This window comes from Janthinobacterium sp. PSPC3-1 (genome assembly GCF_049896105.1).
Lineage (GTDB): Bacteria > Pseudomonadota > Gammaproteobacteria > Burkholderiales > Burkholderiaceae_D > Janthinobacterium.
The window spans coordinates 22,862-37,675 of record NZ_JAFCTQ010000020.1; the positions used below are offsets into that span (position 1 = coordinate 22,862).

The window sequence follows — 14,814 nt, forward strand, 5'->3', positions numbered from 1 at the left end:
CCGGCAAGAGGATAAGAGAGAACGATATGGCGATACGCGAGAACTTCACTTATACCGACATGGACCTGTGGCTCAATGAAAAGCGGGTCACGGAAATCGAATGCCTGGTGCCCGATCTGACGGGCGTTGCGCGCGGCAAGATCCTGCCACGCGGTAAATTCACCCAGGAGCGCGGCATGCGTATCCCGGAAGCGGTGCTGGGCATGACGGTGACGGGCAATTACCCGGTTGACGATGGTGGCTATGACCGCGCCATTTCCAGCACCGACCGCGACATGATTTTAAAGGCCGACCCGACCACCATCACCATGGTGCCGTGGGCCACCGACCCGACCGCCCAGGTGATCCACGACTGCTATTTTGCCGACGGCGCGCTGGTCGATTTTGCGCCGCGTTCGGTGCTGCGGCGCGTGCTGAAACTGTATGCCGACAAGGGCTGGAAACCGGTGGTGGCGCCCGAACTGGAGTTCTACCTGACGGCGAAAAACACCGATCCCGACCTGCCCTTGAAGCCGCCGATCGGCCGCAGCGGCCGCGCCGAAACCAGCCGGCAGGTCTATAGTATCGACGCGGTCAACGAGTTCGATCCGCTGTTCGAGGACATCTACGATTACTGCGAACTGATGAACCTCGACGTCGATACCCTGATCCACGAGATCGGTGCCGGCCAGATGGAAATCAACTTCCTGCACGGTGATCCGCTGGGCCTGGCCGACAAGGTGTTCTTCTTCAAGCGCACCCTGCGCGAGGCGGCGCTGAAGCACGATATGTACGCCACCTTCATGGCCAAGCCGATGGCCGGCGAGCCGGGGTCCGCCATGCATGTGCACCAGAGCGTGGTCGATGCGAAAACGGGCCTGAACATCTTCAGCAACGAGGACGGCTCGGCCGCGCCCATCTTCAAGCACTATATCGCCGGCCTGCAGCGCTATATGCCGTCGGCGATGGCGATCGTCGCGCCGTACGTGAATTCCTACCGCCGCATCGTGCGCCATACGGCGGCGCCCATCAACATTCAATGGGGCCTCGATAACCGCACCGTGGGTTTTCGCGTGCCCGAGTCGGGCGTGCAGGACAGGCGCGTGGAAAACCGCATTATCGGCGCCGACGCCAACCCGTATCTCGCATTGGCCGTCACCCTGGCCTGCGGCTACCTGGGCATGACGGAGCAGCTGGAAGCGACGCCGATGATGGTCGGCAGCGCCTACGACATGAAGTTCGAGCTGCCGCAGGGCCTGCCCGAAGCGCTGCAACTGCTGCGCGGCGAAGACAAGCTGCGCACGGTGCTGGGCGACCGTTTCATCGACGTGTATGCGGCCATCAAGGACCTGGAACACCAGGAGTTCATGACCGTCATCAGTCCGTGGGAGCGCGAGCATCTGCTGCTCCACGTTTAAGAAAGGATCACCATGAGTACAAACAACAATCCGCTGGCGCCGAGCGCCGCGCTGGTCGCCTCGGTGGCGCAGAAAAACGCCACGCCGCAGGTGTACGACACGGCCGCCATCCAGAAGATGGACTCGGCCCACTACCTGCATCCGTTTACCGACTTCCAGGACCTGGCCAGCAAGGGCGCGCGCGTGATGGTGCGCGGCGAGGGCGTCTATCTGTGGGACAGCCAGGGCAAGAAGATCGTCGACGGCATGTCGGGCCTGTGGTGCGTCAACGTCGGCTATGGCCGCACGTCGATCTCGCAAGCCGTCTACCAGCAGATGGAAACGCTGCCCTTCTATAACAGTTTTTTTGGCACCACCAACCTGCCGGCCGCGCAGCTGGCGGCCAAGCTGGCGCAAATATCTCCGCCGCAGTTCCAGCATGTGTTCTTTACCAGTTCCGGCTCGGAAGCGAACGACACCAACCTGCGCATGGTGCGCCGCTACTGGGACCTGCTGGGCTACAAGGAGCGCCATACGATCATCAGCCGCCACAACGCCTACCACGGCAGCACGGTGGCGGGCGCCTCGCTGGGCGGCATGGACGGCATGCACGCGCAGGGCGGCTTGCCGATCCCCGGCATCGTGCATATCGGCCAGCCCAACTACCTGGAAGCGGGCCAGGGCCTCACGCCCGAGGAATTCGGCCTGAAGGCGGCCGGCTGGCTGGAAGAAAAAATCCTGGAGGTGGGCGCCGACAAGGTGGCGGCCTTTATCGGCGAACCGGTGCAGGGTGCTGGCGGCGTGATCATTCCGCCATCGACCTACTGGCCCGAAGTCCAGCGCATCTGCGACAAGTACGGCATCCTGCTGATCGCCGATGAAGTGATCTGCGGCTTCGGCCGCCTGGGCCGCTGGTTCGGCTCCGAGCTGTTCGGCATCAGGCCCGACCTGATGACGTTTGCCAAGGGCGTCACGTCCGGTTACGTGCCGCTCGGTGGCGTGCTGGTGGGCGAACGCGTGGCCAAGGTGCTGATCGAGAAGGGCGGCGAATTCACGCACGGCTACACGTATTCGGGCCACCCGGTGGCGTGCGCGGCGGCGCTGGAAAATATCCGCATTATCGAGGAAGAGCAGCTGGTGCAGAAGGTGGCCGAGGATACGGGGCCGTATCTCAAGGAACGCTTCGCCGCGCTTGGCGAACATCCGCTGGTGGGTTATGCCGACAGCTGCGGCCTGGTGGCGGGATTGAACCTGGTGCGCAGGAAGGGCGCCACCGTGCATGACAATGTGCTGTTCGACGAGGACCAGGGCGTGGGCATGATCTGCCGTGGCCATATGTTCGACAACGGCGTGATCATGCGCGCCGTGGGCGAGCGCATGATCGTCGCCCCGCCGCTGGTGATGACGCGCGCGCAGATCGACGAGATGACGGACCTGATACGGGTTTGCCTGGACAAGACCTACGCCGATGTACAGGCCAAGGGTTGGGTGTAGGATTTACACCAAAATCAGGGCGGCTCCTGCAATTTTTGGACCGCTTTGGCGACAGTTCCGCTAAACTTCCATCCTGGCCGCTCTTTGTAGCGGCCAGTTTTTCATTGATCACTTCATTCCAAGCTACCCACCCATGACGATAGCAACCCCTGCCGCGTCGGCCAGCGACGCCCGAGCGCCATTCCTGCTGATAGACCAGCTGGTCAAGGAATTCGACGGCGTGCGCGCCGTGAACGATATTTCCGTGACCATCAACCAGGGCGAGATCTTCGCGCTGCTGGGCAGTTCGGGCTGCGGCAAGTCGACCCTGCTGCGCATGCTGGCCGGCTTCGAAACGCCGACCTCGGGCCGCATCGAGCTGGCCGGCAGCAGCATCGTCGAGGTGCCGCCGCACCAGCGGCCGATCAACATGATGTTCCAGTCGTATGCGCTGTTTCCGCATTTGTCGGTCTGGGACAATATCGCCTTCGGCCTGCGTCGCGACGGCCTGCCGAAGGACGAAGTGGCGGCCCGGGTCGAACAGATGCTGGCGCTGGTGCAGCTGGCGCAGTATGCGAAACGCAAGCCGCATCAATTGTCCGGTGGCCAGCAGCAGCGCGTGGCGCTGGCGCGCAGCCTGGCCAAGCGGCCGCAGTTGCTGCTGCTCGACGAGCCGCTGGGCGCGCTCGACAAGAAACTGCGCGAACGCACGCAGATGGAGCTGGTCAATATCATCGAACAGGTGGGCGTCACCTGCGTGATGGTCACCCACGACCAGGACGAGGCGATGAGCATGGCCACGCGCATCGCCGTGATGAGCGAAGGGCGCATCCTGCAGGTGGGCGCGCCCGGCGAAATCTATGAAACGCCGAACTGCCGCTTCGTGGCCGACTTTATCGGCAGCGTGAACCTGTTCGATGGCCGCATCACGCAAGACGAACCCGATCACGTGGTGGTCGATACGCCCGAGGGCCGCCACTACGTCGCCCACGGCATCACGGGCAACCTGGGCATGGAAGTGTCGGTGGCCGTGCGCCCGGAAAAGATCGGTATTCAGCTGGACGCACCCAGCCTGGAGGAGCGCGCCTCGCCGGCGGAACACGGCTACAACTGCGCCCAGGGCGTGATCGTCGCGCTGGCGTATTTCGGCAACGAGACCAGCTACCATGTGCGCCTCGACAGCGGCGCCATCGTGAAAGTGTCGCGCACCAATGCGGCCCGCCACGACGTGTCGCGCCTCGAACGCGAGCAGCGCGTGTGGGTCTGGTGGGATGGCGCCGACATCGTCGTGCTGACCAGCTGAGGCCTGCATGAAGCTTATCTTGCAATCGCTGCGCAGCCTGGTCACCTTGCGCTGGCTCACCGGCCGCAACGCCGTGATCGCCGTGCCGGCGCTGTTCCTGACCGCCGCCTTTCTGATCCCCTTCCTGATCGTGCTGCGCATCAGCCTGTCCGACATGGACACGGCCGGCAGCCCGTTCGGCGGCCTGCTGTCGTATGTCGACGGCATCGTCGTGCTGAAGGTGAAAATTGCCAACTACCTGTTTATCGCCGCCGACGAGCTGTACCTGCTGACCTATCTCAGCTCCATCAAGTATGCGGCGATCACCACCGCGATTTGCCTGTTTATCGGCTATCCGTTCGCCTACTTCATGGCGCGCGCCAGGCCGTCCACGCGGCCGATCCTGATGATGCTGGTGATGCTGCCGTTCTGGACTTCTTTCCTGCTGCGCGTGTATGCGTGGAAGGGCATCCTGGCCAACCATGGCCTGCTGAACGACCTCTTGATCGCGCTCGGCGTGGTGACGGAACCCATCCAGATGATGAACACCTCGTTCTCGCTGGTGGTCGGCATGGTCTATGCGTATTTGCCGTTCATGATCCTGCCGCTGTATGCGAATCTGGTCAAAATGGACCTGCGCTTCCTGGAAGCGGCGGCCGACCTGGGCGCTACTCCTTTGCAGGCCTTCTGGCGCATCACCGTGCCGCTGTCGAAGTCGGGCATTATCGCCGGCGCCATGCTGGTCTTTATTCCGTCGGTGGGCGAATACGTGATCCCCGAGCTGCTGGGCGGCCCGGAAACCCTGATGATCGGCCGCGTGCTGTGGGACGAGTATTTCACCAATAACGACTGGGCCATGGCCTCGTCGGTGACGGTGCTGGTGATCCTGCTGATCCTGGTGCCGATGGCGATCTTTAACAGATACAAGACGGATCAACACGCGGGAGAGCGCGCATGAACGGTCGTACTTTCCTGCAGCGCTGGTTCGGCCGTGGCTGGCTGTCGCTCGGCTATCTGTTCCTCTACCTGCCCATCATCGTGCTGATCGTCTTCTCGTTCAACAGCTCGCGCCAGGACATGGTGTGGACCGGCTTTTCGCTGCGCTGGTACCAAGAGCTGCTGAGCGACACCGAGATCATCTCGGGCTTCGGCCTGTCCCTGAAAATTGCTTTCATGTCGGCCACGTCGTCGGTGGTGCTCGGCACCTTTGCCGCCTTTGCCTTGGTCAACTACCAGCGTTTCAGGGGCCGCACGCTGTTCTCGTCCATGGTCAGCGCGCCGCTGGTGATGCCCGAGGTGATTATCGGCCTGTCCCTGCTGCTGATGCTGGTGTCCATGCAAAAGGTGTTCGGCTTTCCCGAACGGGGCGTGGCCACCATCTGGCTGGGCCACACCCTGCTGGGCATGGCGTATGCGGCCGTGGTGGTGCAGTCGCGCCTGCAGGAGATGAGCAAGTCGCTCTCCGAGGCGGCGATGGACCTGGGCTGCCGCGCGCATCAGGTGTTCTTCCTGGTGACCCTGCCGAATATCACGCAAGCGCTGGCGTCCGCCTGGCTGCTGACATTTACCCTGTCGTTGGACGACGTGGTGCTGTCGGCCTTCCTGTCCGGCCCCGGTTCGACCACCATGCCGCTGGTGATCTTTTCACGCGCGCGGCTGGGGCTCGATCCTAGGGTGAATGCGATTGCCGCATTGACCATCCTGGTGGTGACGATTGCCGTGATCGCGTATGCCGTGATGCTGGCGCGCAGCGACCGGCGCCGGCGCAAGCAACTGTCCGCCGCATACACGCTCGACCAGGAGTAGAACGCCTGTCAAAACCTGCTGCGCGTCGGTATTTGCGGCCTGCGATGCTCACCGTACCTTCGTACGGTTGCGCTTCTTAGCCACAACAACCTTCCGCTCGCTACGGTTTTGTCAGGCGTTGTAAGCTGCTGCCATACTCACACAGGAGATCACCATGAACTGGCACACGCGCGCGGCGGAACTGACGATCGATGGACGGGCTTTTATCAACGGCGAGCGGGTCTGGGCCATCTCCGGCCGGCAGTTCGACAATCGGTCGCCGATCGACGGGCGATTGCTGGGGCAGGTGGCGCGCTGCGACAGTCTGGATGTCGATGCGGCGGTGATCGCCGCGCGCGCGGCCTTCGAGGACCGCCGCTGGGCCGGAAAATCTCCGGCACAGCGCAAGCGCGTGCTGATCAAGTTCGCCGACCTGGTGCAGCAGAACGGCCCCGAGCTGGCCCTGCTCGAAACGCTGGACATGGGCAAGCCGATCAAATACAGCCAGAGCGTGGATGTGGGCGCCACCGCCAACTGCCTGCGCTGGTATGGCGAGGCGATCGACAAGGTCTACGATGAGATCGCCCCCACGCCATCCAGCAGCCTGGCGCTGATCACGCGCGAACCGGTGGGCGTGGTGGCCGCCATCGTGCCGTGGAATTACCCGATGATCATGGCCGCCTGGAAGATCGCGCCGGCGCTGGCGGCCGGCAACAGCGTGATACTGAAGCCGTCCGAAAAATCGCCGTTGACGGCCTTGCGCCTGGCCGAACTGGGCCTGGAAGCGGGTTTGCCGCCCGGCGTGTTCAATGTGCTGCCCGGCTATGGCCAGGAGGCGGGCGCCGCGCTGGCGCTGCATATGGATATCGACTGCATCGGCTTTACGGGCTCGACCCGCACCGGCAAGCTGATCGTGCAGATGGCGGGCCAGTCGAATTTGAAACGGGCCTGGACCGAGCTGGGCGGAAAATCCGCCAATATCGTCTGCGCCGACTGTCCCGACCTCGACAAGGCGGTGGCGGCCGCCATCGGTTCCATCTTTTTCAACCAGGGCGAAAGCTGCAATGCGCCGTCGCGCCTGTTCGTGGAGGAGTCGATCAAGGCGCAATTCCTGGCCAAGGCCCAGGCCATGCTGCCGCAGTTCCAGCCCGGCGATCCGCTCGACGAAGCCACCGTGATGGGGGCGATCGTCGACGCCACGCAGATGCAGACGGTGATGGGCTATATCGCGGCCGGCAAGAAGGAGGGCGCGGTCCTGCTGGGCGGCGGCGAGGCGGCGCGCCTGGACACGGGTGGCTACTACGTGCAGCCGACCCTGTTCGATGGCGTGGACGCCAGCATGACGATCGCGCGCGAAGAGATCTTCGGGCCGGTGCTGTCGGTGCTGGGTTTTACCGATATCCAGGAAGCCATCAAACAGGCCAACGCCACGCCCTATGGCTTGCAGGCGGCGGTGTGGACGTCCGATATCAGCAAGGCCATCCAGACCTCGCGTGCCCTGCGTGCCGGCACCGTGCATGTGAACCAGTACGACGGCGACGATATCACCGTGCCGTTCGGCGGCTACAAGCAGTCGGGCAACGGGCGCGACAAGTCATTGCACGCGCTGGACAAGTACACGGAGTTGAAGACGACCTGGATACAGGTGGGATAATTTTTATAAGGGTACTTAAAAGGGCTAATTAATGGTGTTGATAGCTTAAAATAGTTCTTTTAGGGGCCATTATATTTTTCATGGCTGTGTACTTGTTAAAATTTTGGATCGTATAAGTGCTAATTCAAGGATAAACTGAACACAATTAGCTACTATAAGATCCAATTGGAGCCGCCATGCAGTGCCATTTTCAAATTTTTCATGATGATGCGTGGCACGATTGTGCATCGCTGACTTTGCTTGAGCCAGCAGGTGGTAATCCACGTACAGCTGCCCTGTTCGAGTATGACCTCGATTATGCCTTCTTCAAGCTTGAGAATGGACCTGTGTCGCTGCGTTTTCCCGTCACGGCAGAGATGCAGAAGCTGGCGCAATGGCCAGCCTTTATCTTTGACCTGATTCCCCAGGGAAGTGGACGGACATATCTGCTTGGGCAGCTTCAACTGGCAGATGGCCCGGCTGCCGATTTTCCGCTGGCGTGTTGCGGCGCATTCAATCCCATCGGGCGCGTGCGCATCGTCGAGGCCGTGCAGTACTACGCACAACATATGAATCGCCACGACAAGGGCAAGCCGCTGTCCGGCTTTTCACTGGACGAGATCATAGGCCGTGGCGATGCCTTCAATGAGCGCATGCTGATGCATAGCATGCTGGCCGCCGGCAGTCTGGGGGTGCAAGGGGCGGCGCCGAAATATCTGTTGACCACCGACCATGCTGGTCTCTGGCATGCCGATGGGGCTCTGGCGGATCAGTACGCAGCTGCCCACTTTATCGTCAAGCGTCCGCGCGGAAAGACCGCCAGCGACGCTAAGGTATTGAAAAATGAAGCCGCATATATGACTGTGGCGCGCGCTGTGGGCCTGCGCACCGAAGGCCAACTGCGCTACCAGGACGATACTTTGTTCATTCCCCGCTTTGACCGCCGTATCCAGGATGGAAAAGTGCTGCGATTCCATCAGGAAAGCGCCGCTTCGCTGGCAGGTATCGTTGGCTTTGAAGCCACGCCTAGCCAATTCGTGCTATTGCAGGCACTGCGCGCTGTCGTCAGCGACAAGACTGCGGAAACCATCGAATTTCTCAAACGCGATATCTTGAACCTGGCTATGCGCAATACCGATAATCACGCACGCAATACGGCGGTACAGCAAGTTGGTGCCGAGGTGCGCCTCACACCTCTGTTCGATTTTGCGCCGATGTACCTGGACCCGGATGGCATACCACGTGCGGCGCGCTGGTATCACCCGGACACCAAAAAGGAGCTGCATGACTGGACGACGATACTGGCGACGATCGGCATGCTGGACGTGGAGCGCCAGCAGATCCGCCTCGCGTTATACGGATTTGCCCGGCAACTGGCTGCGCTGGAACAGCATATGCAAGAGGCAGGCGTGGATGATGACATCATTGCTTTCCTCCGTCCACATATCGCCGGGCAGATCGAACAGCTCAAGGCATTGGGAGAGCACTGACATGGCGCGTACGAAAAAGACCGTTGACAAAGAAGAGTTGCGGCAGCGCAGGGCAGTGCTTTACGAAGCCATTGAAGCAGGAGCCGTCACACTACAGCACGCGGTCAAGGAAATGCGCGCCATCTCGCGCATGACGCAGGCAGAGTTTGCGACGCACCGGGGCGTGAGCACGAAGGTCATCAAGGAGATCGAGAGCGGCAAGGGCAATCCGACCATCCAGACGCTGAACCGTATCGGACAGTTCTTTGGCTTGGAGGTGGCCTTTGTACGGACAGAAACGCTGCGTGAAAAAAAAATCGCCCCGCAGAGTGCCGGGGCGATATCGCCTCAATAGGCTACATCAGAAACAGTGTTCCATCGCCGGAAAACTGCCATCCTTGACGGCTTTCACATAGCCGGTGACGGCGTCGTCGATGCTGGCCGCGCCTTCCATGAAGTTGCGCACGAAGCGTGCCTTGCGGCCCGGGAACACGCCCAGCATGTCGTGCATGACCAGTACCTGGCCCGAGCAGTCGGGGCCGGCGCCGATGCCGATGGTCGGGATCGTCAGCATCTCGGTCACTTCCTTGCCCAGCTGGGCCGGCATCGCTTCCATCAGCACGATGGCCGCGCCCGCGTTTTGCAGCGCCAGCGCGTCGTTCTTCAGCTGGTCGGCGCTTTCGGTGCTCTTGCCCTGGACTTTATAGCCGCCCAGCTGGTGCACCGATTGCGGCGTCAGGCCGATATGGGCGCAGACGGGAATGCCGCGTTCGGTCAGGAATCTTACCGTGTCGGCCAGCCAGGCGCCGCCTTCGATCTTGATCATGTGCGCGCCGGCCTGCATCAGGATCACGGCGTTGGCGTAGGCGGTCTCCGGCGTGCCGTAGGCGCCGAACGGCAGGTCGGCCATCACCATCGCGCTCTTGCTGCCGCGCGCCACCGACGCCGTGTGGTAGGCCAGTTCGGCCACCGTCACGGGGAGCGTCGAGTTGTGGCCGTTGCAGACCATGCCCAGCGAATCGCCGATCAGCAAGATCTCCACGCCGCAGCGGTCCATCAGCGACGCGAAGCTGGCGTCGTAGCAGGTCAGCATGGCGATCTTTTCGCCGGCGGCGCGCAGGGTAGCGAGCGCATGGATGGTCACGGCCTTGTTGGCGACGGGCTTGGATGGCGCAGGGGCGGGCGCGGGTGCACCGGCCTTCTCTTTGGCGGCCAGATCGGTTCCTTGCAAATAAGCGGACATAGGTATTCTCTAGAGTAAAAGGGATGCAGCGCCGCTAGTGTAGACCTTTATGCGGCAGTGCGCAGGAGCGGCATTGTAGTGGAAGGTTGACGATAGTGTCAGAGCTGGCTGATGGCCTGGTCCGCAACGCTGGCCAGGTAATCGCTGGCCGCGCCCTTGCCCGGCACGGTGAGCGCGGGCGCCAGCGCCAGCAGCGGCACCAGCACGAAAGCGCGTTCGGTAATGCGCGGATGCGGCACCGTCAAGGTGGCGCTGGCGATCTGTTCCTCGCCGTACAGCAGCAGGTCCAGGTCCAGGGTGCGCGGCGCGTTGCGGTAGGGCCGCTCGCGGCCGTGGGCAGCTTCGATGCCATGCAGCGCCTGCAGCAGTTCCCCGGCGGCCAAGGTGGTGGCAATGCGCGCCACGGCGTTGATATAGTCGTCGCCGCTGGAATCGATCGGCGCGGTGCGGTAGCTGGGCGAGGCGTCGACCAGCTGTGCACCGGGCAGGCGCGCCAGGCGCGCGATGGCATCGGCGACGTTGGCGCGTGCGTCGCCCAGGTTGGCGCCGATGCCGATATAAGCGGTGACCTGCGCCATGGTGTTACTGCTCGCCAGTGCTGCCGGTGACCGTGCCACCGCTCTTGCTGCGGGTGCTGCGGCGCGGCGGGCGTTTTTTCTTGACGGCGCCGGGGGCGGCGTTGGCGCTGGCCAGCAGCGCTTCGCGCGTCTCTTCGTCGCCTTCGTAGAACGCGGTCCACCACTCGCCGATCTCGGTGTCGATCTCGCCCGAGGCGCAGCGCAGCAGCAGGAAGTCGTAGCCGGCGCGGAAGCGCAGGTGCTCGAGCAGCTTGTGCGGCGCCTTGCCGACCCGGCGCTCAAACCTGGGCTGCATCGACCAGATGTCGCGCATGTCCGAACCGATCTTGCGCTGCAGGGCCAGTTTTTCCGTCTGCGAATCGAGCACGTCGTCGGCCGCCAGGTGCAGCGCGGGGATCGTCGATTCGCCGGCGGCGCGGTAGGCGGTCCATTTTTCCAGCACCTGGTGCCACAGCAGCGAGGCGAACAAGAAGCCCGGCGACACCGTCTTGCCGGCGGCGATGCGGGCGTCGGTGGCGTCCAGCGCCAGGGTGACGAATTTCGCGCCCAGCGGCTGTTCCAGCACCACGTCGAGCAGCGGCAGCAGGCCGTGATGCAGGCCTTCCTTGCGCAGCTGCTGCAGACAGGCCAGCGCGTGGCCGCTCATCAGCAATTTGAGCATTTCGTCGAACACGCGCGGCGCCGGCACATTGTTGATCAGCGGCGCCATGATGGCGATCGGTTCGGCCGTGTGCGGCTCGATGGTGAATTTCAGCTTGGCGGCGAAACGCACCACGCGCAGCATGCGCACCGGGTCTTCGCGGTAGCGCTCTTCCGGCTTGCCGATCATGCGCAGGGTCTGCGCGCGGATATCTTCCACGCCGCCGTGGTAGTCCAGCACTTCCTGCGTGGCCGGGTTGTAGTACATGGCGTTGATGGTGAAGTCGCGGCGCAGCGCGTCTTCGTGCTGCAGGCCGAAGGTGTTGTCGCGCAGCACGCGGCCGTGTTCATCCTTCGGCGCCGAATCGGCGCCGGCGCCGCGGAAGGTGGTCACTTCCAGCAAGTCCTGGCCGAACATCACGTGCACGATCTGGAAGCGCTTGCCGATGATGAAGGCGCGGCGGAACAAACGCTTGACCTGTTCCGGCGTCGCGTTGGTGGCGATGTCGAAGTCTTTCGGTTTGACGCCCAGCAGCAAGTCGCGCACGGCGCCGCCCACCACGAACGCTTCGTAGCCCGCTTCCTGCAGGCTGCTGGTGACGCGGATGGCGTTCGAGGTCACCAGTTTCGGATCGATTCCGTGTTGCGCGGGACCGAGCACGGTGGCTACCGTGGTGTCGCGCGCTGCCTCTTTTTTAACGCCGAGGATCTTGCGGATGAGTTTTTTAATCATTGAATAAGTGGAGTGATGGCCAGCCGTGGAGGGATGCGTGTGCGGTCAAAGCGGCGTTGGGGTTGGTCGCGACCGGGTGGGTGACGACCGACAACAGGGGGATGTCGTTATGGGAATCGCTGTAGAAATAGCTGCGTTCGAACTGGCCCAGTTCCTTGCCCAGCTTTTCCAGCCAGGCATGGGTATGGGTCAGCTTGCCGGCGCCCAGGGTCGGCGTGCCGATGAGCTTGCCCGTGACATTGCCTTCGGCATCGTATTCGGGCATGGCGGCGATCAGGTGCTCGACACCGAGGGCGGCGGCGATCGGCTTGGTGACGAACTGGTTGGTGGCCGTGACGATGGCGATCAGGTCGCCCGCATCCTGGTGCTGTTTCAGCAGCGCCACGACTTCGGGACGGATCGCCGGCAGCACCACCTCCAGCATGAATTGCGCGTGCAATTCATCCAGGCGGGCGCGGGGGAACTGCGCCAGGTTACCGAGCGCGAACTCCAGGTATTCCACCGCGTCCAGGGTGCCGGCCTGGTACTGGGCAAAAAAGCCGTTGTTGCGGCGGGTGAATTCGGTGGCGTCCACTACGCCGCTGCGTACCAGAAATTCGCCCCACTCGTGATCGGAGTCGATGGGCAGCAGGGTATGGTCGAGGTCAAACAGGGCCAGATTCATCATTCTTTCGCTTCCGCCTGCAACAACTCGCGCAACAAGGGCAAGGTGATCGGGCGTTGGGTTTCAAGGGAGTAGAGGTCGAGTGAGTCCAGCATCGTCGACAGCGAACGCATGTCGCGCCGGAAATGGGACAGCAGATAGGGTAACACGCCCGGCGACAAGGTCAAGCCGCGGGTGGTGGCCGCCTGGGTCAGGGCGGCGATTTTTTCATCGTCGGTCAGGCCGTGGATCTGGTAGATCAGGCCCCAGCCCATGCGCGTGCGCAAGTCTTCGCGCACCGGCAGCACGGCCGGCGGCACGGCGCCGCTGCACACCATATAAGCCTTGTTGGCGCGGATTTCATTGAACAGGGCAAATGCGTCGATCTGCGCCAGCGGCGACAGTTTCTCGCAGTCGTCGAGCAGATACAGGTCGACCTCGGGCGAATACACGAATTCGGACTCGATCGAAAACGGCGAAATATAACGCGCGCGCTCGGTGCTGGCCAGGGCCTTGAGCAGATGGCTCTTGCCGGCGGCCAGCTCGCCCCACAGGTAGGCAAAATGTTCGCGCGACGTGCGCGCGGCGAACTGGCGCATCAGCTGCGCCACTTCGGCATTCTGTCCCACCTCGAAGGTATCGAGGCTGTGCGCCTGGTCTGTGCCTAGATCGAGCACCAGTTGTTTCATGGCGTACGCCTTGTCCTGTTTTTCATTACTGCGTATGCGTTGTTGTTAATTTTATATTGTAAAAGCTTATATTTAAGTATTATAGAAGCTGCTGGCCAAGTAATGGCGTCTTACATGCTTGAAAGCGACCATTAACACGGCGGAAGCGGGCAAAGCGAGCAGTACGCCGACGAAACCGAACAGTTGTCCGAAAGCCAGCAAGGCGAAGATCACGGCCAGGGGATTCAAGCCAATGCGCTCGCCCACCAGGCGCGGCGTCAGGAAAAAGCCTTCGATGACCTGGCCGCAGCCATAGATCACAGCCACCGCCACCACGCCGCTCCAGTCGGCGAACTGCAGCAGGGCGGCGATCAGCGCCAGCACCAGGCCCAGGCCGAAACCCAGGTAGGGGATAAACACCAGCAAGCCGGTGATGATGCCCACCGGCAGCGCCACTTCAAAGTCGGCGATCATCAGGGCGATCGAGTAATAGGCGGCCAGCACCAGCATCACCAGCAACTGGCCGCGCAGGTATTGCGCCAGCAGGGTATCGACTTCCTGCGCCATGGCCACCGTGCGGCCGACCCAGCGGCGCGGCACGGCGCCGGCGATGCGCGCCAGCATCGGGTGCCAGTCCAGCAGCAGGTAGAACAGCACCACCGGAATCAGCACCACCGTGGCCAGCCAGCCCAGCACGGCCGTGCCGCCGATGCGCGCCGAGGCCAGCACCGTGCTCCAGATCTCGTCGCCGCTGGTGGCCATCTGCTGGCTCAGCATGCGTTTGATGCCGGTGCCGTCGAGGCGCACGCGGATGCCCAGGTCGCGCAGCTTGGGCGCGATCAGTTCGTTTGCCTTGGTGAGAAATTGCGGGATCTGCGCCTGCAGCAGCGGGATTTCTTTTTGCAGCACCGGCACCACGATCAGCACCAGGGCTGTCAGCGCCAGGAAAAACAGCATGACCACCAGCAGCACGGCCAGCGGGCGCGGCAAGTGGAAGCGCCGGTAATGCAAGCGTTGCAAACGGTCCACGCCCGGATTGAGCACATAGGCCAGCACGGCGGCGGCCAGGAAAGGCGTGAGGATGGGGCCCAGGGTGGCCAGCAACAGCAGCAATGCCAGCCAGACCGCGATCCAAAATGCTGTTTGCTTCTGTTCGGCGGTGATGGCAAAGGGCATGAAGTTTTTTGGTTTTGCGTTAAAAAAAGGCAGTTAATTACAAACTCAGGGGTCAGTTTGATAAAATAGCGGCTTGATCGACCGAATTGACCGGCTGGCGCGCCGCCCGCAAAGGG

At 62.4% G+C, this 14,814-nt stretch carries 14 protein-coding genes; 8 read left to right on the forward strand and 6 right to left on the reverse strand.

The window, feature by feature from the left end; genetic code table 11:
• Nucleotides 1-26 precede the first annotated feature (26 nt).
• From ACP7B7_RS19665 to ACP7B7_RS19700, 8 genes are all read left to right on the forward strand, one after another.
• Nucleotides 27-1,397 carry a glutamine synthetase family protein gene (locus ACP7B7_RS19665; protein WP_308924180.1) on the forward strand — a complete coding sequence of 457 codons (1,371 nt, stop codon included), beginning with the start codon at nucleotides 27-29 and terminating at the stop codon, nucleotides 1,395-1,397.
• Between the two features lie 12 nt (nucleotides 1,398-1,409).
• Nucleotides 1,410-2,870 (forward strand): aspartate aminotransferase family protein, encoded by a 1,461-nt coding sequence (locus ACP7B7_RS19670; RefSeq protein ID WP_426077789.1) that lies wholly within the window; start codon nucleotides 1,410-1,412, stop codon nucleotides 2,868-2,870.
• Nucleotides 2,871-3,003: 133 nt separating this feature from the next.
• Nucleotides 3,004-4,152 carry an ABC transporter ATP-binding protein gene (locus ACP7B7_RS19675; RefSeq protein WP_426077790.1) on the forward strand — a complete coding sequence of 383 codons (1,149 nt, stop codon included), beginning with the start codon at nucleotides 3,004-3,006 and terminating at the stop codon, nucleotides 4,150-4,152.
• A gap of 7 nt (nucleotides 4,153-4,159) precedes the next feature.
• Nucleotides 4,160-5,089, forward strand: a complete 930-nt coding sequence (locus ACP7B7_RS19680; RefSeq protein ID WP_426077791.1) for an ABC transporter permease subunit — start codon at nucleotides 4,160-4,162, stop codon at nucleotides 5,087-5,089.
• Nucleotides 5,086-5,937, forward strand: a complete 852-nt coding sequence (locus ACP7B7_RS19685) for an ABC transporter permease (protein ID WP_426077792.1) — start codon at nucleotides 5,086-5,088, stop codon at nucleotides 5,935-5,937. Before ACP7B7_RS19680 ends, ACP7B7_RS19685 begins: the two co-directional genes overlap by 4 nt.
• 154 nt (nucleotides 5,938-6,091) lie before the next feature.
• Complete coding sequence (locus tag ACP7B7_RS19690) at nucleotides 6,092-7,570, forward strand: aldehyde dehydrogenase (RefSeq protein WP_426077793.1); 1,479 nt, start codon at nucleotides 6,092-6,094, stop codon at nucleotides 7,568-7,570.
• A 176-nt stretch (nucleotides 7,571-7,746) separates the two neighbouring features.
• On the forward strand, nucleotides 7,747-9,039 hold the full coding sequence (locus ACP7B7_RS19695) for a type II toxin-antitoxin system HipA family toxin (RefSeq protein ID WP_426077794.1): 1,293 nt from the start codon (nucleotides 7,747-7,749) through the stop codon (nucleotides 9,037-9,039).
• 1 nt (nucleotide 9,040) lies between these two features.
• A complete protein-coding gene (locus ACP7B7_RS19700; RefSeq protein ID WP_308924187.1) occupies nucleotides 9,041-9,373 on the forward strand; it encodes a helix-turn-helix transcriptional regulator in 333 nt (110 codons plus the stop codon).
• Nucleotides 9,374-9,379: 6 nt separating this feature from the next.
• On the opposite strand, the gene panB is transcribed toward ACP7B7_RS19700, so the two are convergent.
• From panB to ACP7B7_RS19730, 6 genes are all read right to left on the reverse strand, one after another.
• A complete protein-coding gene (gene panB / locus ACP7B7_RS19705) occupies nucleotides 9,380-10,261 on the reverse strand; it encodes a 3-methyl-2-oxobutanoate hydroxymethyltransferase (RefSeq protein WP_308924188.1) in 882 nt (293 codons plus the stop codon).
• A gap of 98 nt (nucleotides 10,262-10,359) precedes the next feature.
• Nucleotides 10,360-10,839 carry a 2-amino-4-hydroxy-6-hydroxymethyldihydropteridine diphosphokinase gene (gene folK / locus ACP7B7_RS19710; RefSeq protein WP_426077795.1) on the reverse strand — a complete coding sequence of 160 codons (480 nt, stop codon included), beginning with the start codon at nucleotides 10,837-10,839 and terminating at the stop codon, nucleotides 10,360-10,362.
• A gap of 4 nt (nucleotides 10,840-10,843) precedes the next feature.
• Complete coding sequence (gene pcnB / locus ACP7B7_RS19715; protein WP_426077796.1) at nucleotides 10,844-12,211, reverse strand: polynucleotide adenylyltransferase PcnB; 1,368 nt, start codon at nucleotides 12,209-12,211, stop codon at nucleotides 10,844-10,846.
• Nucleotides 12,204-12,875 (reverse strand): HAD family hydrolase, encoded by a 672-nt coding sequence (locus ACP7B7_RS19720; protein WP_426077841.1) that lies wholly within the window; start codon nucleotides 12,873-12,875, stop codon nucleotides 12,204-12,206. The genes pcnB and ACP7B7_RS19720 overlap by 8 nt, the downstream gene beginning before the upstream one ends.
• A complete protein-coding gene (gene hda, locus ACP7B7_RS19725) occupies nucleotides 12,875-13,543 on the reverse strand; it encodes a DnaA regulatory inactivator Hda (RefSeq protein ID WP_071075314.1) in 669 nt (222 codons plus the stop codon). The genes ACP7B7_RS19720 and hda overlap by 1 nt, the downstream gene beginning before the upstream one ends.
• A gap of 72 nt (nucleotides 13,544-13,615) precedes the next feature.
• Entirely contained in the window at nucleotides 13,616-14,698 is a 1,083-nt protein-coding gene (locus ACP7B7_RS19730) for an AI-2E family transporter (protein WP_426077797.1), read from the reverse strand.
• Nucleotides 14,699-14,814 lie beyond the last annotated feature (116 nt).